The organism is Xanthomonas dyei, from assembly GCF_002939865.1.
GTDB classification, from domain to species: Bacteria; Pseudomonadota; Gammaproteobacteria; order Xanthomonadales; family Xanthomonadaceae; genus Xanthomonas; species Xanthomonas dyei.
The window spans coordinates 119502-138125 of sequence record NZ_MDEE01000005.1 but is presented as its reverse complement, the minus strand read 5'-3'; the positions used below and the strand labels follow the sequence as shown (position 1 = coordinate 138125).

The following is an 18624-nucleotide window of genomic DNA, read 5'->3' as shown; positions in this document are numbered from 1 at the left end:
AGAGCCAACCCAAGGAGAAGTGTCATGTTCTGGACCAAGAGGGTCGTGATCGGCGACGGCGAGCGCGGCCTGGTGTATCGGAATCGTCGGTTCGAGCGCGTGCTCGTGCCCGGTGTCTACCGCCTGTTCGACCCGCTGAGCCGGACCGAGGTCAGCGTGCACAACATCCACAGCGGCGACGAGGTCGGCCGCGATGCCGACATGCTGATCGACACGCTGGGCGCCGCATTGCCGCAGCACTTCGTGCTGGCGGACATCGGCACCGCGCAAGTGGGCCTGCTGATCCGCAACGGCAAGCTCGACCAGGTCCTGCCACCGGGTACCCGCGCGCTGTATTGGCGCGGCGCCGCCACCGTCGAGGTGCAGAGCTTGCCGTTGGGCGACGGCCTGCAGGTGCCAGGCGATGTGCAGCGGCGCCTGCGTCAGCTCGGCACCGTGTCGCGCGTGGCCGTGTGCATGGACGTGCCCGCCGAGTCGCAAGGGCTGGTGTTCGTCGACGGCAGGTTGATGGCACCTTTCGGCCCCGGCGCGTACGCGTTCTGGAATTTCCAGAAGAACGTGACCACCGAGGTGATCGACCTGCGCGTGCAATCGGTGGAGGTCTCCGGCCAGGAATTGCTGACGCGCGACAAGGTGTCGTTGCGGGTCAATCTGGCAGCGAGCATGCGCGTCACCGATGCGGTGGCAATGCGGACGCGTGTGGCCAAGGCGGGCGACTACCTGTACCGGGAATTGCAGTACGGGTTGCGCCGCGCGGTTGCGGCCAAGACGCTGGACGAATTGCTGGGCGACAAGGCATCGCTGGACGCGGATATCTTCGGCTACGTGCGTGGCAGCGTGGGCGGTTTCGGCATCGACGTGCTTGGCGTTGGAGTCAAGGACGTGATCCTGCCCGGTGAGATGCGCCAGATCCTCAATGCGGTCGTGCAGGCGGAGAAGCAGGCGCAAGCCAATGTGATCCGCAGGCGCGAAGAGGCCAATGCCACCCGCTCGCTGCTCAACACCGCCAAGCTGATCGAAGACAGCCCGGTATTGATGCGATTGAAGGAGCTGGAGGCGCTGGAGAAGGTCACCGAAAAGATCGACAAGCTCACCGTGTTCGGCGGCCTGGATGGTGTGCTGAAGCAGTTGGTGACGCTCAGATAAGCATGCGGGTGTGCGGCGAAAGGATTGGCCACACACCCGCGCAAAGGAATGAACAACATGAGTACTTCACAACACTTCGAATGGCTGCATGCCGAAGGCAGCACCACCCCGATCAAGGGCTGGGTGCGCGGCGTGCCGCTGGAAGAACAGGCGCATGCGCAGTTGCGCACTATCGCCGCCGTCCCGTTCGTCGGGCCGTGGGTGGCGGTGATGCCCGACGTGCACCTGGGCAAGGGCGCAACCGTGGGCTCGGTGATCCCGACCCGCGGCGCCATCATCCCGGCGGCGGTTGGCGTGGATATCGGCTGCGGCATGGCGGCGGTGCGCACCACCCTGCGTGCTAGCGACCTACCGGACAACCTGGCGCAACTGCGCTCCAGCATCGAGCGTAGCGTGCCGGTCGGCAACGGCCATGGCGGCGAGCATCGCAACCTGCCCGACAGCATCGACACGCGAATCGCGCAGTCGGGGCTGGTGCAGCGCCTGGAGGCGATCAAGCAGCAGCACAGGCGCATCCGCACCGACAAGCTGGCGTGCCAGATCGGTACGCTGGGCGGCGGCAACCACTTCATCGAACTCTGTCTGGACGAGACCGACGCGGTGTGGGTGATGTTGCACAGCGGCTCGCGTGGCACCGGCAACCTGATCGGCAGCTACTTCATCGAGCGGGCGCGTGAGCAACTGGCACACCGCGTGCTGGGCTTTCATCTGCCCGACAAGGACCTGGCCTTCTTCATGCAGGGCGAGCCGTTGTTCGATGAGTATGTGGAAGCGGTGTCGTGGGCACAGGATTACGCGCGCGAAAATCGTGAAGCCATGATGGCGCGGGTGTTGGCGGAGATGCGTCACCGCCCGCCGAAGTTCCAGCTGGAGAAGCTGGCGGTCAACTGCCACCACAACTATGTGCAGAGGGAGACGCACCATGGCGAGGAACTGCTGATCACCCGTAAGGGCGCGGTGAGCGCACGTACCGGCGAACTGGGCATCATCCCCGGCAGCATGGGCACGCGCAGCTTCATCGTGCGCGGGTTGGGCAACGCAGAGAGCTTCCATAGCTGCAGCCACGGCGCGGGACGGGTGATGAGCCGCACCGCAGCGCGTGCGCAGATCACCCTGGCCCAGCACCGCGAGGCCACCGCACATGTGGAATGCCGCAAGGATGCGGCGGTGATCGACGAATCGCCGGCGGCATACAAGTCCATCGACGCGGTGATGGCGGCGCAGCAGGATCTTGTCGAAGTGCTGCACACGCTGCGCCAGGTGGTGTGCATCAAGGGATAACCGAGGGTCGCAATCGCGGCCCTCGTTCGCCGTGTTTTTAGCGATGTCGCGGTTGCACGCGGTCGGCGACCTCATCCGCACATGCGAATGCACAGTTCAGTCATGTCGCGACAGCACTCACATCAAAGCACAAGCGTTTCACTCTTGCGCCGCCATGGTTGCGCCACGTTCGCGGCCTGTTTTTGCAGGTTGCATCCATCAGGTAAGCGGAGGCGGCATGCGCAATCTCGACAAGCAGGAACGCAAAGCAGACGCACAAGATTTGAACCGCGACCCGATCTCCGGTGCCCCGGGCTCGCATCCGGTGGGCGTGGGTGTGGGCGGTATCGCTGGCGGTGCGGCGGCAGGCGCACTGGCAGGCACCGTATTTGGTCCGCTTGGCACCTTGATCGGTGCGGCTGCCGGCGTGATGGCAGGCGCAGCTGCCGGTAAGGGCGTGGCCGAGCGCCTCGACCCAACCGTAGAAACCGAATACTGGCGTCAGGAGCATCAACACCGCCCGTACTACAAGGAAGGCACCGACTACGACCGCGACTACGCCACCGTCTATGGCTTCGGCCTGCAGGCACGCGAGACGCGCCCTACCAGCACCTGGGAAGAAACCGAAGCCACCCTGGCCGGCGAGTGGCCGCGTAACCGTGGTCAATCGCGCCTGGAATGGGATGAAGCACGCCTGGCGGCGCGCGACGCGTGGGATCGCGCCGATCGCACCCACACCGTGTATCGCGATGGCGACACGCACTATGCCGGCCGTTTCGACAGCGCCAGCTACCGCGACAACGAGTACTCGTATGATGACTATCGTCCCGCTTACCGCTATGGCATGCAGGCGCGTCAACAGCATGCCGGCCGCCAGTGGGACGACCATCTGGAACGCGACCTGGGCGATGGCTGGGACCGCTTCAAGGCCGACTCGCGCTTGACCTGGGAAAAGGCCAAGCATGCCGTGCGTGAGGCGTTCGATTCGGACCATCATGGCGATGCGGCACGTCGCAACCCGACCGATCCACGCGTGTAACCCGTAGCTCGTTTAGACCGTGGCGCATTGGCCGCGCTAAACGCCAGTGATCCGCAGTAGACCAGACGGGCCCGCGAGGGCCCGTTTGTTTGTGTGGGTTGCGGTGGGCCACAACCTGCAGCGCCTTCGTAGCCTCTTGCGGCACCACGACGCCTTGCGCGTTTCGCATGACCGGGATGGCCGCGCAACATGCTGCACCACGTGTTCCTGCACGGCGACGCAAACGCGCGACAAATCAAACGGACGTGTTTTCCACCGCCCGGATATCGCCGCGAAACGCCAGCGCGTCCTGCCCCGTTGACGCTGCGTCGCCCTGCTGCTTGAGCAGTTGCTTGCGCGCCGCCACCACTTCCTTGGCCAATGCAATCCGGCGGCCCACCACCATTTCGGTCAACCAGTCGATCAGCGCGCGGGTGTATTCCTGCTGATGCTCCTTGACGCTCAACGCATGGTCGGCGCCTGCAATCACGCGCGTGGTCAGCGAACGCGCGTTGACGAAGGCATCGGCATAGTTGCGCAGCACCGGATGCGGCACGATGACGTCGTTCTCGGCTTCGACCAGCAATACATCGCCGGTATATGCAGCACAGGCCGCCAGCGCGATGTTGTCGTCGGGTGTCAGGGCACGTTGGCGGTACGCGGTCAGATCCGGATCGGCGTTGAGGCTGACCTTGGGCTGGTCCCAATGCGCGTCCTTGTACAGCGCGGGCGAGCGCAACGCCAACCACTCCACCGGGCGCTCGCGCGTCAGCAGCGCCGACAGGTAGCCGCCATAACTCAAGCCGACCACGGCGATCGACTGTTGATCCACATACGGAAGGCCCGCCAGCTGATCGTAGGCGGCGATGATGTCCTGCAGGTTCTGCGCGCGGGTGACGGTCTGCCACATCGAGGCATGGCCCTCGTGACCGCGCAGATCGAAGGTCATGCAGATGCAGCCCAGGCCCACCGCCTCGCGTGCGCGCAGCAGGTTGTGATGCTGGCTGCCGCCCCAGCCATGGACGAACAGCACCGCCGGAATGCCGGTGGGCGTGAGCAAGGTACCGCTGAGCGCGTCGTGATCGACCGCAATGTCGATGCTGGAAAGTTTGGCTTCCATCAGTCGGTTGAGACCCTTCGGTATTTGTAGCGCGGACCGGCGCCGGGCTGGGTTGCACGGTAATACACCTGCGCATCGGCCGGTGGTTCGCCCTCGTAGAGTTCGTGCGTGGATGCGTGCACCCAGTGCAGGCCGGCCTGCTGCTGGAAACAGGCGATCGCCGCCAGCTCGGCCGGCGGCGCACCGCCAATCCGCCAGGATTGCTCCAGCACACCGCAGACAGACCCGGCATGCGCATCTTCGCCGCTGACCACATCGTAGTTGCGCCGCGAAATGTACAGGCCGGCAATGGCATTCGTGATGCAGCGATCGTAGCGGCATGCCTGTTCCAGAACGCGCCGCTGCAACGGCGGCAATGCAGTGGCCAGCAGTGCTTCCAGCGAGCCGCGATGCACGTGCAGCGACGATCCACCGTAGACCGCATCGCCTTGTGCATTGCGCACGCTGCATTGCGTGCCGTAGTAGGCGATCTGGATACCGGCCACGCACAGCTCGCCCACGCTATGCGTCACCGGCTGCAAGATGTCGCGCTCGAGCACAGCGCCGTGGGTGTGCAGGTAATCCTCCGGCAACGTGTCCAACGCCCGCACCAGCCCGGCGGTGTCGGCAATACGCCATTGCCCATTGCCACCCACGCCGGTGGGCAGCTTCAGACGCACCCCACCGGCGGTCAGCAACAGGTCCAGCGAATGCAGCGCATCATCCCGGGAAAACACCGTGTAGCCAGGCAAGGTGGCCGGCACCAGCGCGATCGCCAGTGCCTGATTCCAGCCGTCGATACGCGCCGCCGTCTCGCCAATCAACGGGTGGCCGATGACCTTGGTGGCGACGAATGCAAGCGGCACGATGCCACCCAGCAAGCCGCTCGCATCTTCAATGCCCAATGCCCGCGCCTGTTCGATGGTCAAGGTGTCGTCGGGAACATGCAAGGTGCGGCACCCGATGCCCTCATCGATCAGCGCGACATCGCCCAGCCCGCCATTGCGCGCGCCCAGCAGGCGTGCAATTTCGCTGCACACCCAGGCATGCGTGGCACGCTCGTGTCCATCGGAAGACACCGCGCGCGTGATGTGCCCACGCACCAACCCGTATGGCGGATCCGCCATTACATCCCCTTGCGGCAAGGCCGCATCCCGGCGCCGGCTCGTTACCGCCGAGCGGCGCAGTGCGATGTTGCAGGTGCGCGTCTGCGCTTATTTCAGGGCCAGATAGAGACCCACCACGATCAGCACCACCACGATCAAGCTGATGACCATGCGCCCACCACGCAGCTCCAACAAGGCATGCCACCACACCCGTGCCTCTGGTGTGCCGCTGGCATGGTGCGGTTTACGACGACTGCTTTCGCTCTCCTGCATCCTGTCTGCTCTCTCCATTACGTCGTGACATACATTAAGGATCAGACGTTACACAGGTGTGGAGCGGTTCAGAATCTTCCGTAAAATGCGGCATTGCACGCAGAATTTTTTCACAAGCAACGCAGGCGCATCGAGGGAGTGGCCACGGTAGCGACTGACACAGGACACCTTGCTGCGCGGCGACCGGTCGATCGCAGGCGATCGCTCAGTGCAGCACGTTTGCGTGTCAGCAGAAGCTCAAGGTCGCGCCGCAGCGTGTGCATGCAACGCGTGTAGAGACGCAAAAACAAGCTGACTAATTAAGCGTTGTGTCGCGCAACTGCAGGCAATGGTCGCGTTCGATGATCATTCGTTGACATACCTGCAGTTACTCTGCACGTCAAGTTTGTTTAACCCCGGAACGCCCAAAGTCATGAGCAGAGACCCATCCGTCATCGATGTACAAGCCGAAATCGCGCATTGGCAGGCGCGGCATGCCCAAGGAAATCTGGGCGCAGGCAAGTTCAGCGAATTGTCCCCGGTGGTGAAAATGGCCTGCGATATCTATCTGCAGGCACCGCGTTCGAGCGACCAAGAACGTCTGCGTCTGTTTCGCGACCGCCTTGAGCATCACTTCATTTCGTCCAACACGCAGTCCAACTACGAACAGCTGGCAACCGACTGCTGGCAGCGCCTGGGTGCACACAACAGCTGAGCACGCCCGTCGTACGCAAGACCTGTTACTCATTGGAGATCGTCATGAAAACCCCGTATCAAGTGCAGCAGGAGCTGGAACGATTGGAGCGGTTGGTACCGCACATCATCAGCGACCAGGGCGACCGCGCGGAGGAAATCCTTGGCTTCCATGTGGCCAGCCTGCTGGGCAGCGCGCCGATCAGCGAGCACGCCATGATTCGCGAGCGTACAACGCGCATGGCACGCAAGTGCCGCACCGCGCAGGACGCGATCCGCACACCGATCAGACCGCTGGGCATCGCGCCGGTTGCCCAGCCGCAGTGGGCTTGATCAAGGTAGTAACCGCAGTACCGGAGCCGCGCAGCGGCTCCTTTGCATTTCATCGCCGGCAGTGCCGACCCACCCCCGAGACCTTCATGAAATCCACTTTTGTTGCTGCATCGTTGCTGGCCATGCTGAGCCTTACCGCCTGCGATCGCCCCGGTGGCGATGCATCGCGCACTGCACCGGCAGTGTCGCCGGAACCGACTGCCGCGCCGGTGAGCGGCAGCGGAGCCACCGAGCTGGCCAAGGGCGATGGCGGCGCGCTGGGCGTGCTGGCCGCGATCGATGAGAACGAGATTGCGCTGGCCAAGCAAGCCATCGAACAAGACCTGGGCGGCGCCACCAGCGAGTTCGCACAGCAGATGTTGCAGGACCACGAAGCCAACCTCGAGAAGACCAAGGCGCTGGGCGCGAAAGACAGCCCGCGTGCGGATGCGATGCGCGCCAAGGGCAAGGCCGCCGTGGAAGCATTGTCCAAGACGCTCACCCTGCCCGACGGCAAGGATGCGTACCGCAATGCCTTCATGCGCAACATGGTCATGGACCACGGCGACACCATCAAGATCATCGACGCCGAACTGCTGCCCGCTGCAGAGAGCGCGCCGGTCAAGCAGCACCTGGAAGAGACCCGTCGCGTGGTGTCGGCGCACTTCGAACGGGCCCACGCGGTATCGTCGTCGAAGTAAGCGCCCCACCGCTGCATCACGCAAACGCGCCGGCCTGTCTGGCGCGTTTGCGTTTGGCGGTAGCGGTGCATCGAGCGCGCTGCATCGCTGCTGCATCGCCGTGCTCGCCACGCCAGGCGCGACTGCATGCACCCGCATGGACCCCGCCGTCGCGATCCATCTGCACCAAGACATCGGCCACAGCATCGGCAAGGTCGCCGGCGCTGCGCGCGCCGGCTTCACTCCGCTTCGGTCCGCCGTGGCCTATGGTGCCGCATCGACTCGGCCCAGGAGCCTCCCATGCGTTTGCTCATCACCGGCGGCACCGGCTTCATCGGCCAGGCCTTGTGCCCCGCGCTGCTGCACGCCGGCCATCAGGTCAGCGTGCTCACGCGCGACACCCGCCGCGCCAGCCGTACCCTGCCCGGCGTGACCGCCGTCGACACGCTGGACGGGATGCAGGCCGATGCGGTCATCAACCTGGCCGGCGAACCGCTGGCCGCCGGCCGCTGGACCGAGGCCCGCAAACAACGTTTTCGCGATTCGCGGCTGGGCATCACCCGCCAACTGCACGACTGGATTGCGCAACAGCCCGCCGAGCAACGGCCGTCGGTACTGATCTCCGGCTCGGCGGTGGGCTATTACGGCGAGCGCGGCGACACCGCCTTGACCGAAGCAGATCCTGCGGGCGATGACTTTTCGGCCGTGCTGTGCCGCGACTGGGAAGCGGAAGCCGCCCGCATCGGCACGCTTGGCCCTCGCGTGAGCTGGGTGCGCACCGGCATCGTGCTGGACCGCGATGGCGGCGCGCTGGCACGCATGCTGCCGGCATTTCAGCTGGGCGGTGGCGGGCCCTTCGGCAACGGCCGGCACTGGATGAGCTGGATCCACCGCGCCGACATGGTGGCGCTGCTGGTCTGGCTGCTGCAGCACGGCCAGCCCGGCGCCTACAACGCCACCGCGCCCAACCCGGTCAGCAATACCGAGTTCGCGCGCACCCTGGCCAAGGTGCTGCACCGCCCGGCGCTGCTGGCGCTGCCGGCCGGGCTGCTGCGGCTGGGCTTCGGCGAAATGGCCGACCTGCTGCTGATCAGCCAGCGCGTGCTGCCGCAGCGCGCGCTCGATGCCGGATTCCGCTTCCAGTACACGCAACTGGAGCCGGCGCTGCGCGCGATCCTGCAGCGCTGAGGTGCCCGGCGGGCCAGGCGCCCCGGGCGTCCGGGCCGCCCATCGGGTATGCAACCGCGCCGGACGGGGCATGCACTAATATTTCCCTAACGCGCATCTTCGACAGTGCTGCGGATCTCGGATTGCCCGATGCCCAGCGGACCCCATATGCACCTGCTCCTTGTCGAAGACGACACCATGCTGGCCAATGCCATCTGCGACGGCGTACGCCAGCAGAGCTGGACCATCGACCATGTCTGCAGCGCCAACGCGGCCAAGACTGCGCTGGTGGATCACCGCTACACCGCGGTACTGCTGGACATCGGCCTGCCCGGCGAATCCGGGCTGACGGTGATCCGCTTCCTGCGCAGCCACTACGACGCCACCCCGGTGATTGCGCTGACCGCGCGCGGCCAGCTCACCGACCGCATTCGCGGGCTGGATGCCGGCGCCGACGATTACTTGGTCAAACCTTTCCAGTTCGATGAGCTGATGGCACGGCTGCGCGCGATCACCCGCCGCAGCCAGGGGCGCGTGGTGCCGGTCCTCAGCCAGGGCGATGTCTGCGTGGATCCGAGCAGCCGCAAGGTCACCCGCGCCGGCACCTGGGTGGCGTTGAGCGCACATGAATATCGCTTGTTGCTGGCATTGATGGAGCGTGCCGGGCGCGTGGTCACCAAGGACCAGCTGGAAGAAGGCGTGTATGGCGGCCCGTCGGAAGGTGGCAGCAACATGATTGCGGTGTATGTGCATCAGTTGCGGCGCAAGCTGGGCGACGAGCTGATTTCCACCGTCTACGGCCAGGGCTATATGGTCGGCAAGGCACCCGAATGAAGTCCTTGCAGGCGCGCATGCTGGCGGCGTTGGCGGCCATCGTTCTGCTGAGCTGGTCGACGTCGCTATGGATTCTGATTGCACTGGTCACCCAGGGCCATCACAGCGTGGTCGAGCAGGAACTCAACCTGCTCGGCGACCGCCTGGTCAGCGCGCTGCCCGATACGCTGGAACGGCGCTTCGACACGGCCAACGATGCCATCGCCGCCCCGGGGGTTGCCGCCGCTACGGGCACCCTCTCCTCGCGCATGAGCCTCAACCAGACGCTGACCGCCGTAGTGCTGAACACATTGCAGCTGGCAATCCTGGGCGTGCTGGTGTGGTGGGCGGTACGCACCTCGCTCGGGCCGCTGCGCGCGGTGTCGCTCGCCATCGCGCAGCGCACCGGCCTGGACACCGAACCGGTGCCGTTGGAGCGGGTGCCGGATGAAATCCGCCCGTTGATCGCCTCGTTCAACACCTTGCTGGCGCGCGTGGAAAAAGCCGTACAGGCCGAGCGCGACTTCGTTGCCGATGCCGCACACGAACTGCGCACGCCACTGTCGGCGCTGCATGCGTATGCAGAGGTCGCCCTGCGTGCGCCCACGCTGGAGGCAAAGGACGCGGCGCTGCATCAGTTGCTGGAGACCGCACGCCGCAGCAACCGCCTGGCCGAGCAATTGCTGGATCTGGCGCGACTCGACGCCGGGATCAGTTCGGCCGCCTATCACCAGGTCGACATGGGCGAACTGATTTCGCATGTGCTCGACGAGTTCAGCGTGCAGGCTGACGCGCGTCAGATCAATCTGCAAGTGGAAGCATCGCCATGTCTGTTGCGTTGCGATGTGGATGCAGTGGGCATCCTGATCCGCAATCTGATCGACAACGCCATCCGCTACGGGCGTAGCCGCGGTACGGTGGAGGTGAGTTGCGGCTACTGCCTGCGTGCCGACGTGCTGCACCCCTTCGTCCAGGTGAGCGACGACGGCCCGGGTGTACCAGAGGCTGCGCATACGTCTATTTTCGAGCGCTTTTATCGTGTGCCCGGTAGCGAAGTGCAGGGCAGCGGGATCGGGCTGTCCTTGGTCGCCGGCATTGCGCGCCTGCATGGCGCAACGATCGAGACCTGCGAAGGCAGCGAAGGGCGCGGCCTGTGCGTGCGCGTGGTGTTTGCCGGCAATAGCGCGCCGACGGCCAAGAGCAGCTGACAATATCTGGCGAGCGGCCACCACGCGCCTACGGCCGGCGCATGAGGGCAGCTAACAAACGTAGCAAGCAGTCGTCAGGTGGGTGTAGACGGCGCGCTCAGAATCGGAGCGGACGCGTGGTACATATCGCGCCGAGCACCGGCCGCACCCGCACGGCGGTGAGCGCAGTCGTTTCGTTCGCTGCGCTAAAACCGGGATGGACGCGCTTGGCACCTGCCGATTCCGTGCGCAAGATGATCGGAATCGAACCAGCCAAACAGCAAGCTTGGACGCAGCAAACAACGTCATCGCCGGTTGTAGGCGATGGCGCCTATCCGATGCGCACGAGGTGGTTTGTGGGTCGCGCTAGAGGTCAAGCGCGATGTTGACGACGTGCTATTCGCTTCCAATAACTTTCTAAAGCTGCCTGCCTAGAGTGCACTCACCGCACGCATCCAGGATGCATGGTGATGATTCGCTCCACCCGCCCCACCCCACGCGCTCCAACCGTGCTATCGCACTTGGCTATGCAAAACGCCGCCAACGACAGCGTGATCGCGTCTACCACTGTGTTGGTACCGGCAGCAGAATTTCGCTGCGGCCGCACCGGCACGCGTAACCGCGACATCTGGTGCGCATTGCCTGACATCCGCAGCGCACGCCAGACACATCGCCTGCAACGCTGGGCCACGCGCGGCGTGTTGCTCACGGCCGCGGCTGCGCTGTTGGCGCTGGCGCTGATGCGTCTTCTGCTGCGTTGAAGATTTGCGCGCTTGCTCTTTCCCACAACCGTTTCGTTTCTTACAGGACCCTGTCATGCCCGTCCGTTTCGTCGCCCGTTGCTGCACGCTTGCCGTTATCGGCATCACCCTGATCGGCTGCGCCAGCACCGGCCCCATGCCGTATCGCCAGTTGCCGTCGTCCAGTTACTTGCGCCCGCATGATGGCAGCCGCGGCGACCGCATGCCGTACGCGTATCACAGCGATGTGGATTGGACGCACTACCGCGCAGCCATCATCGATCCGGTCGCCATTTACCGCGGACCGGATGCGCAGTTCGAGAACGTGCCAGAGCAGGACAAACGCATGCTGGCCGACGTCATGCAGCAGGAGTTCGGCAACGCCATTGCGCGGCGCTGGCGCCCGACGACGTCGGCTGATCGCGAGACCTTGCGCGTCCGCATCACCCTGACCGGCGCCAAGCCCAGCAAGCGCGTGTTGGGCACCATCATGAAGGTGGACATAGGCGGCGGTTCGTACAACGCGGTACAGGCCGCACGCGGCAAGCAGGGCGCATTTTCCGGCTCGGTCAGCTATGCGGTGGAGATCTTCGATGCGCAAAGCGATCGCCTGCTCGCCGCGTATGTCGAGAAGCAATATCCCAGCGCAATGAACATCAAGGCCAGCCTGGGCGCGTATGACGCGGCGAAGGCGGGAATTCGCAAGGGCGCCGAGCAGCTGATTGACGGGATCGAGTAGGTGCTAGACGAAGCCTAGGCACGTCCTTTCTCCCATCGGGAGAAAGTGCCCAACAGGGGCGGATGAGGGTGCGTGCATGGCCTCGTGCAGTTGGAGCAACACGCAGCTGGAACAACACGAGCTGCAGTCGAAACACCTGGAGCGCTTCGCTGCGTACCCTCACCCCAACCCCTCTCCCGCAGGAGAGGGGCTCAAGCGAACTTCCCTTCTCCCACCGAGAGAAGGTGCCCCCACATCAGCGGATGAGGGTACGTGCGCAGCCTCGTGCAGTTGGAGCAGCGCAAACGCATGAAAAGGCCGACGCTGTACGGCAGCGTCGGCCTCTCTCGATACGTTTCAACGTCTACGTACTTCTCAACGTGCGGCGCACATCTGCGCCTCCAGCACGAGGGGCGCCACGCAATGCGCCCTCAACCGTCAGCGTGTGACGCGCTTGACGGCCTTTTTGCCCACCGCCTTGCGGGCAGCAGTGGTCTTGGCCACGGCGCGCGTTGCAGGCGTCTTGGTGACCTTGGCCGCCTTCTTCAACGCAGTCTTGGTCACGGCCTTTTTCAGCGGGGCCTTCTTCACTGCGGCTTGTTTGGTCGCGGCCTGCTTGGCGGCCGGCGCTTTCTTGGCGATGCCTTTGGCGACCGACTTCTTGAGCGACGCCGATTTGGCCGCGGCTTTCTTCGCGGCCGTGCGCGCGCTCACCGTTGCCACGGCGGTCTTGCGCGCCGCGCTCTTGGCGGCGGTCTTGGCGCTCAGTGCGGCGGCTTCGGCCTTGGCGTTGGCCTTGGCGGTCTCCAGCTTCTGCTTGGTGTTGGCCTTGGTATCGGAGATCTTTTTCTTGGCCGCGGCGCTGGTGCTGCTCAACTTCTGCTTGGCTGCGTCCTTGGTCGCCGTCAGTTTGTGCTTGGCCGCATCCTTGGTGGAGAGCAGCTTCTGCTTGGCAGCATCCTTGGTGGCGGTCAGCTTGTCTTTTGCAGCGTCCTTGGTCGCGGTCAATGAGCGCTTGGTCTTGGCCACGCTGCGCTTGACCGCAGTCGCCGCCTCGCCCGCCTTGGCAACCACGTTCTTCTCCGCCTTGACCACCGCCTTGCGGGCCTTGGCAACGCGCGTCTTGACCTCTGCCACGGCCACGCCTGCGGCTTCCTGCACATTGGTCACCGCCTCGCTGGTGGTGCTGGCGATGGTGTCGGTCAGTTCAGTTGCGGTGCTCTTGACGCTATCGACGGCGTCAGACAGGGTTGCGGTTACACCATTGCCGTTGCTCATAGACCCTCCTTAAGGGCATCAGTGCGGTAAACGCGGGCGATGCGCGACGGCATGCATCTGCTGAACAGGCATCGGAACAAGCGGACGCTACGCCCGGCTCGGCGGGCTGTCAACGCAATGGTGGCAAGGGATGCGCGACTCTTTCACCGGCAGTTAAATTGCTGGCTGGCACTCTCGTTCAGCTTGATTTACGCAGCCAGACACCCTATTCCTCTTCCACCGCGTAACCCGGAATCCGTTCCATGCGACCGCTTCCCACCTTGCTGACGCTCTCCCTGGCCGCCGCCTTCGGCGGTTTTGCTGCCACCGGCATCAACGCGTGGCTGGACAACCGCGCCGAAGCCACGCCAGCCGGCACCACCAACTTCACCCTGCCGGCTGCTGCCGCGTTACCGGCTGCGGTTGCCGGGCAACCGGTGCCCTCGCTGGCGCCGATGCTGCAGCAGGCGATGCCGGCGGTGGTGAGCGTCAACACCAAGCAGGTGGTGCGCGTGCGCAACCCGTTCTTCAACGACCCGATCCTGCGCCGGTTGTTCCCGGAGATTCCGCAGGACCGCATCAACGAATCGCTGGGCTCGGGCGTCATCATCGATGCGCAAAAAGGCTATGTGCTGACCAACCATCACGTCATCGAAAATGCCGACGACGTGCAGGTGACGCTCGGCGACGGGCGCACGGTCAAGGCCGACTTCATCGGGTCCGATGCCGACACCGACATCGCGCTGATCCGCATCAAGGCCGACAAGCTCACCGACATCAAGCTGGCCGACAGCAACGCCTTGCGCGTTGGCGACTTTGTGGTGGCGATCGGCAACCCGTTCGGCTTCACCCAGACCGTCACCTCCGGCATCGTGTCGGCGGTGGGGCGTAGCGGTATTCGCGGCTTGGGCTACCAGAACTTCATCCAGACCGATGCTTCGATCAACCCCGGCAATTCCGGCGGTGCGCTGGTCAACCTGCAAGGCCAGCTGGTGGGCATCAACACCGCCAGCTTCAATCCGCAGGGCAGCATGGCCGGCAATATCGGCCTGGGTCTGGCGATTCCCTCCAACCTCGCGCGCAACGTGGTCGAGCAACTGGTAACCAAGGGCGTGGTGGTGCGCGGCACGCTCGGCCTGGAAACCCAGAACCTCACCCAGCAGATGCTGCAGGGCCTGGGTGTGGACTCGCTGCGCGGTGCGCTGGTGACGCGCGTGTTGCCAGGCTCGGCGGCGGCGGCGGCCGGCGTGCAACCGGGCGACGTGGTGGTGGCCGCCAACGATCAACGCGTGGACAGCGCCGAGGCGCTGCACAACTACGAAGGCCTGCAGGCGGTTGGCAGTGCGGTGACGCTGGACATCCGTCGCGACGGCAAGCCGCTCAAGCTCAAGGCCACCTTGAAGGAACAGGACCGCGCAGTCACCGGCGACATGCTGGACCCACGGCTGGGCGGCGCCACCTTTGCGGACCTGCCCGAGTCGCTGCGTCAGTCCGGCATTACCGGCGTCATGGTCAGCGAGGTCAAACGCGGCGGACGCGCGGCGGCCAATGGCCTGGTGTCCGGCGATGTGATCGTGGCCAGCAGCGTGGGCGAGTTCGCGGATCTGGCCAGCTGGCGCGCCAATTTCCAACGCAAACCGCAACAGCTGGTGGTGCGCATCCTGCGCGGCAACGCGCAGTACGATGCGCTGATGCGTTGACGCGCCGTGCACTGCACGCTGTTCCCACTAACGCCTCCTACACCCCCCCGATGCTATTGCTATTGCACGACCGCACGTGAGTGGCGGCTGCCCTCAATCACCGAAGGAGATATCGCATGAGCCCCACCAACACCGATCAGCTGAAGGAAAACCTGAGCGAAGCCGGCACCCACCTGAAGTCGGCCGCCAGCGCCGCCGGTGAAGCCGTCAAGGGCGCCACCAGCGCTGCGGGCGACGAGCTCAAGCTCGGTCGTGCCAACGTCAAGGCCGAACTGTCAGACACCGCACTGGCCGGCATGGCGGCTGCGGAATTTGGCGGCGCCGCTGCCAAGGAACAGATGGACGTGCTGGTTGCCAAGGGCAACGACCTGCTCGACAGCGCCACCGACCTGATCCGCGAGCGTCCGCTCGCCGCATTCGGCGTTGCGTTTGCCGCCGGCTGGGTCATCGCCAAGCTTGCGCGTAGCAACGATAACTAAGTCGTGAGCGATCAGGCTTCTACAGCTGCCGGTTCCGGCGCGCCTGAGGCGCATCCGGAGACACCGGGACTGGACGAAAGCGTACGTGCGGTCGGCGCTGCCGGCCGTGCAACGCTGGGCTCGGCTCACGAGACCAGTCGCGCATTGCGCCGGCTGGTCTCGGCCGACCTGAGGCTGGCACGCAGTGCATTCGGGCGTGGCCTGGCGTGGGCATGCGTGGCCGTCGTGTTCGGCGCGTCGTCATGGTTGCTGCTGGCCGGCGCCATCATCGCCTTGCTGCAGCGCGCCGGGTTGTCGTGGTTTCAAGCGATGTTTTTTACAGCGTTGGCCAGTCTGCTGATCACCGGTATCGCGGCATGGCGGGTGTTCTTCTACTTCGATCACACCGGCATGAATGCAACGCGGCGTCAGTTGGTCAAGTTGGGCATCTTCGACGATTCCAGCGATGACGACACCGCCGCAGCGCCTGCCAGTGGAGGCAACTCATGAAGTTCGGCAGCTTGCGTCAGCGCGTGGAACGCGCCGAAGTGTTGGTGGAAGGGCGCGCGCAGGAGACGCGCACGCACTGGGGCGAACTGCGCCAGACCTGGCGTGCGGGCTGGTCGCCGGCACGCATCATGATGATCGGCTTCGGGCTGGGCTTTGTGACCGGCCGCAACGAACCGCAAGCCGCGCTGGGCAGTATCGCCGGCAAGCTGGGCGGCATTCCCAAGATGTTGCAGATGATCAGCACGATCTCTGCGTTGTTTACGGCGCACCGCGCGCAGGAAGCCTCCGAGCAGGCCGAGCGTGCAGCTGACAATGCCGAAGAAGTGGCGGCCGAACCGACTGTCACCGTGGTGCAGGTGCCCACCGAGCGTGCCGCCTGATAGTTGCAGCTGTATGCGGCGCTAATGCGCCGCTGTTTGTCATGGTCGAGACCGCCAGCCACCTGTCCTTGCACTGACACCGCACGCACAGGCTCTGTGCGCGCCGTTGACGTATTGTGCCGATAATGGCCCACCGCTGGCAGCACGCCAGTTTGCTGTCAGGGCGCGCATGTCTATCTCCGTTGAGTCTTTGGATGCTGCCATTCCGGCAGATCCGCTTCCGCCGCCTCCGGCACCGCGTCCGCGCGCACCAGCTTCGTTGGTGGTGCTGGCAACACTTGCTGTCGGTTACACCTTATGGGCGGCGCAGACGATCATCCTGCCGGTCATGCTGGCGGCATTCTTCGCACTGATCGGCAACCCCATCCTGCGCGGACTGCGCAAGCTGTGCATCCCGCGCTTTCTCGGCGCTTTGCTGGTGCTCTGCCTGGGCCTGGCCGGCACCGTCACGTTGGCGGCGCAATTGGCCGGCCCTGCCGCCGAATGGGTGCAGCAGGCGCCGCGCCAGATGCGCCAGATCGCGCGCGATGTGCGCGATTTCACCAAGCCGGTGATGCAGGCCAACCAGGCTGCGGAGAACTTTGCGCGTGCCGCCGGTGGCGAAGGCCAACGCGGTGTGCAGATCGTGCGCACGCAAATGGACGACCCGTACAAGGCGCTGGTGCGCACACCCAAGCTGGCCGCCTCGGTACTGGCCGTGGTGCTGCTGACGTTCTTTTTCATGGTCTATGGCGAAAGCCTGCAACGGCACGCGATTGCGTTGTTGCCCAATCGACAGCAACAACGCTTCACCACCGAGATCATGCTGGACATCGAGCGCGAGGTCTCGCGGTATGTGCTCACCATCAGCGTGATCAATACGCTGGTCGGGCTGGTTTTTGCAGGCATTTTGTACGTGCTGCAGATTCCGCTGCCCGAGGCCCTGCTCTGGGGCACAGTGGTGGCGCTGCTGAATTTTGCGCCTTATGTGGGCCCGCTAATCGGTGTGATGCTGATGCTGTTGATGGGCTTTGTGGAATTCCACACCCCATTGTCAGCGATGCTGCCGGCGATCCTGTATCTGGCGCTGCATACCATCGAAGGCCAGGTGGTCACTCCGATCGTGCTGGGCCGGCGCATGGCGATCTCGCCATTGATGCTGATCCTGGCGCTGATGCTGTTCGGCTGGCTGTGGGGCATGGTGGGCCTGCTGCTCGCGGTGCCGCTGCTGGTGTGCATCAAGATGGTGCTGAGCCGGGTCGAAGGCATGCAGCGCTGGGCCAGGCTGCTTGAGTAGCCGGGAATCGGGAATCGCGAGAGCCGAGGCGCCGCTGTATCCATTGTCGATTCCCGACTCCCCATTGCCGGCATTACAATCTCGCGATGAGCTTCCACATCAGCGCCATCACTCTCGACCTCGACGACACGTTGTGGCCCTTCGCACCGATCGGTGCGCGCATCGACCAAGTGCTGTACGACTGGATGCGCGAGCACAGCCCGGTCACCGCCGAGCGGTTTCCGGTGGAGGCGATGCGCGAGCTGCGTGAGCGCAGCTTTGCCGACAATCCGCAGCTGCATCACGACCTCAGTGCGCTACGCCGGTTGACGCTGGAAATGGCCTTGCGCGAGAGCGGCGGCGATCTGGCGCTGGTGGAACCTGCCTACGAAGTGTTCTATGCCGCGCGCAACCAGGTGGAATGCTATCCGGATGCGCTGGACGCGCTGGCACGCATCGCCGCGCATGTGCCGGTGGCCGCGCTCAGCAATGGCAATGCCGATCTGCAGCGCATCGGGCTGATGCACCACTTCGCGTTTCAGCTGGGCGCGCGCGAACACGGCAGCGCCAAGCCGGAGGCGAGCATCTTTCTGGCTGCATGCGCGCGTCTGGACGTGCCGCCCGCACAGGTGCTGCATGTAGGCGACCACGTGCGAATGGACGTGCTGGGCGCGCTGGATGCCGGCCTGCGTGCATGCTGGATCAATCGCGACGGCGCGGAGTGGTCGCATCCGACCCAGCAGCCAGACCTGGAGTTCGACAGCATGACCGGGCTGGCCGACTGGCTGGACGCGCAGCAACCGCACCCGGGCGCCGCGCGCGACGGCATCTGCATTCCCGCCTGAGTTCAACCGACGGCGCACACCGCCATTG

At 64.7% G+C, this 18624-nt stretch carries 21 protein-coding genes and 1 other RNA gene; 17 read left to right on the top strand and 5 right to left on the bottom strand.

Going from position 1 to position 18624, the window contains the following annotated elements; genetic code table 11:
* Positions 1-24: 24 nt before the first annotated feature.
* From XdyCFBP7245_RS06140 to XdyCFBP7245_RS06130, 3 genes are all read left to right on the top strand, one after another.
* A complete protein-coding gene (locus XdyCFBP7245_RS06140; protein WP_104614843.1) occupies positions 25-1146 on the top strand; it encodes a slipin family protein in 1122 nt (373 codons plus the stop codon).
* A 57-nt stretch (positions 1147-1203) separates the two neighbouring features.
* Positions 1204-2427 (top strand): RtcB family protein, encoded by a 1224-nt coding sequence (locus XdyCFBP7245_RS06135; protein WP_104614873.1) that lies wholly within the window; start codon positions 1204-1206, stop codon positions 2425-2427.
* A 217-nt stretch (positions 2428-2644) separates the two neighbouring features.
* Complete coding sequence (locus XdyCFBP7245_RS06130; RefSeq protein WP_104614842.1) at positions 2645-3445, top strand: hypothetical protein; 801 nt, start codon at positions 2645-2647, stop codon at positions 3443-3445.
* A 235-nt stretch (positions 3446-3680) separates the two neighbouring features.
* On the opposite strand, the gene XdyCFBP7245_RS06125 is transcribed toward XdyCFBP7245_RS06130, so the two are convergent.
* From XdyCFBP7245_RS06125 to XdyCFBP7245_RS24140, 3 genes are all read right to left on the bottom strand, one after another.
* Positions 3681-4544: an alpha/beta hydrolase family protein gene (locus XdyCFBP7245_RS06125; protein ID WP_104614841.1), complete on the bottom strand. Its 864-nt coding sequence runs from the start codon at positions 4542-4544 to the stop codon at positions 3681-3683.
* Positions 4544-5650, bottom strand: coding sequence for a DUF3182 family protein (locus XdyCFBP7245_RS06120; RefSeq protein WP_104614840.1), 1107 nt, complete (start codon positions 5648-5650; stop codon positions 4544-4546). The genes XdyCFBP7245_RS06125 and XdyCFBP7245_RS06120 overlap by 1 nt, the downstream gene beginning before the upstream one ends.
* Before the next feature lie 87 nt (positions 5651-5737).
* A complete protein-coding gene (locus tag XdyCFBP7245_RS24140) occupies positions 5738-5902 on the bottom strand; it encodes a hypothetical protein (RefSeq protein WP_170068544.1) in 165 nt (54 codons plus the stop codon).
* Positions 5903-6314: 412 nt separating this feature from the next.
* On the opposite strand from XdyCFBP7245_RS24140, the gene XdyCFBP7245_RS06115 reads away from it, so the two are divergent.
* The 6 genes from XdyCFBP7245_RS06115 to XdyCFBP7245_RS06090 all read left to right on the top strand — a co-directional run bounded on the left by XdyCFBP7245_RS06115 (position 6315) and on the right by XdyCFBP7245_RS06090 (position 10754).
* The gene (locus XdyCFBP7245_RS06115; protein WP_104614839.1) at positions 6315-6596 is read left to right on the top strand and encodes a hypothetical protein; all 282 of its coding nucleotides are present in this window, start codon (positions 6315-6317) and stop codon (positions 6594-6596) included.
* Positions 6597-6640: 44 nt separating this feature from the next.
* Positions 6641-6907 (top strand): hypothetical protein, encoded by a 267-nt coding sequence (locus XdyCFBP7245_RS06110; RefSeq protein WP_170068543.1) that lies wholly within the window; start codon positions 6641-6643, stop codon positions 6905-6907.
* 86 nt (positions 6908-6993) lie between these two features.
* Positions 6994-7587, top strand: a complete 594-nt coding sequence (locus tag XdyCFBP7245_RS06105; protein WP_104614837.1) for a DUF4142 domain-containing protein — start codon at positions 6994-6996, stop codon at positions 7585-7587.
* A 279-nt stretch (positions 7588-7866) separates the two neighbouring features.
* On the top strand, positions 7867-8754 hold the full coding sequence (locus XdyCFBP7245_RS06100; RefSeq protein WP_104614836.1) for a TIGR01777 family oxidoreductase: 888 nt from the start codon (positions 7867-7869) through the stop codon (positions 8752-8754).
* 147 nt (positions 8755-8901) lie between these two features.
* Entirely contained in the window at positions 8902-9567 is a 666-nt protein-coding gene (locus XdyCFBP7245_RS06095) for a response regulator transcription factor (RefSeq protein WP_104614835.1), read from the top strand.
* On the top strand, positions 9564-10754 hold the full coding sequence (locus tag XdyCFBP7245_RS06090) for an ATP-binding protein (protein ID WP_104614834.1): 1191 nt from the start codon (positions 9564-9566) through the stop codon (positions 10752-10754). Before XdyCFBP7245_RS06095 ends, XdyCFBP7245_RS06090 begins: the two co-directional genes overlap by 4 nt.
* A 49-nt stretch (positions 10755-10803) precedes the next feature.
* Here the strand turns inward: XdyCFBP7245_RS06090 and XdyCFBP7245_RS06085 are convergent.
* Positions 10804-10879: non-coding RNA, sX9 sRNA (locus XdyCFBP7245_RS06085), on the bottom strand.
* Between the two features lie 324 nt (positions 10880-11203).
* On the opposite strand from XdyCFBP7245_RS06085, the gene XdyCFBP7245_RS06080 reads away from it, so the two are divergent.
* Both XdyCFBP7245_RS06080 and XdyCFBP7245_RS06075 read left to right on the top strand, forming a co-directional pair.
* Positions 11204-11494, top strand: a complete 291-nt coding sequence (locus tag XdyCFBP7245_RS06080) for a hypothetical protein (protein ID WP_104614872.1) — start codon at positions 11204-11206, stop codon at positions 11492-11494.
* Between the two features lie 55 nt (positions 11495-11549).
* A complete protein-coding gene (locus tag XdyCFBP7245_RS06075; RefSeq protein ID WP_104614833.1) occupies positions 11550-12212 on the top strand; it encodes a DUF3313 domain-containing protein in 663 nt (220 codons plus the stop codon).
* 417 nt (positions 12213-12629) lie between these two features.
* Here XdyCFBP7245_RS06075 and XdyCFBP7245_RS06070 read toward each other — a convergent pair whose 3' ends face one another.
* Positions 12630-13469: a histidine biosynthesis protein HisIE gene (locus XdyCFBP7245_RS06070; protein ID WP_104614832.1), complete on the bottom strand. Its 840-nt coding sequence runs from the start codon at positions 13467-13469 to the stop codon at positions 12630-12632.
* A 242-nt stretch (positions 13470-13711) separates the two neighbouring features.
* Here XdyCFBP7245_RS06070 and XdyCFBP7245_RS06065 point away from each other — a divergent pair, with 242 nt between their 5' ends.
* From XdyCFBP7245_RS06065 to XdyCFBP7245_RS06040, 6 genes are all read left to right on the top strand, one after another.
* Positions 13712-15148 (top strand): Do family serine endopeptidase, encoded by a 1437-nt coding sequence (locus XdyCFBP7245_RS06065; protein ID WP_104614831.1) that lies wholly within the window; start codon positions 13712-13714, stop codon positions 15146-15148.
* Between the two features lie 116 nt (positions 15149-15264).
* The gene (locus XdyCFBP7245_RS06060) at positions 15265-15627 is read left to right on the top strand and encodes a hypothetical protein (protein ID WP_046965216.1); all 363 of its coding nucleotides are present in this window, start codon (positions 15265-15267) and stop codon (positions 15625-15627) included.
* Between the two features lie 3 nt (positions 15628-15630).
* On the top strand, positions 15631-16116 hold the full coding sequence (locus XdyCFBP7245_RS06055; protein WP_104614830.1) for a hypothetical protein: 486 nt from the start codon (positions 15631-15633) through the stop codon (positions 16114-16116).
* Complete coding sequence (locus tag XdyCFBP7245_RS06050; RefSeq protein ID WP_104614829.1) at positions 16113-16496, top strand: hypothetical protein; 384 nt, start codon at positions 16113-16115, stop codon at positions 16494-16496. The genes XdyCFBP7245_RS06055 and XdyCFBP7245_RS06050 overlap by 4 nt, the downstream gene beginning before the upstream one ends.
* Before the next feature lie 169 nt (positions 16497-16665).
* The gene (locus XdyCFBP7245_RS06045) at positions 16666-17772 is read left to right on the top strand and encodes an AI-2E family transporter (RefSeq protein WP_104614828.1); all 1107 of its coding nucleotides are present in this window, start codon (positions 16666-16668) and stop codon (positions 17770-17772) included.
* Between the two features lie 86 nt (positions 17773-17858).
* Positions 17859-18596, top strand: coding sequence for an HAD family hydrolase (locus XdyCFBP7245_RS06040; protein ID WP_104614827.1), 738 nt, complete (start codon positions 17859-17861; stop codon positions 18594-18596).
* The last annotated feature ends 28 nt before the right edge of the window (positions 18597-18624 follow it).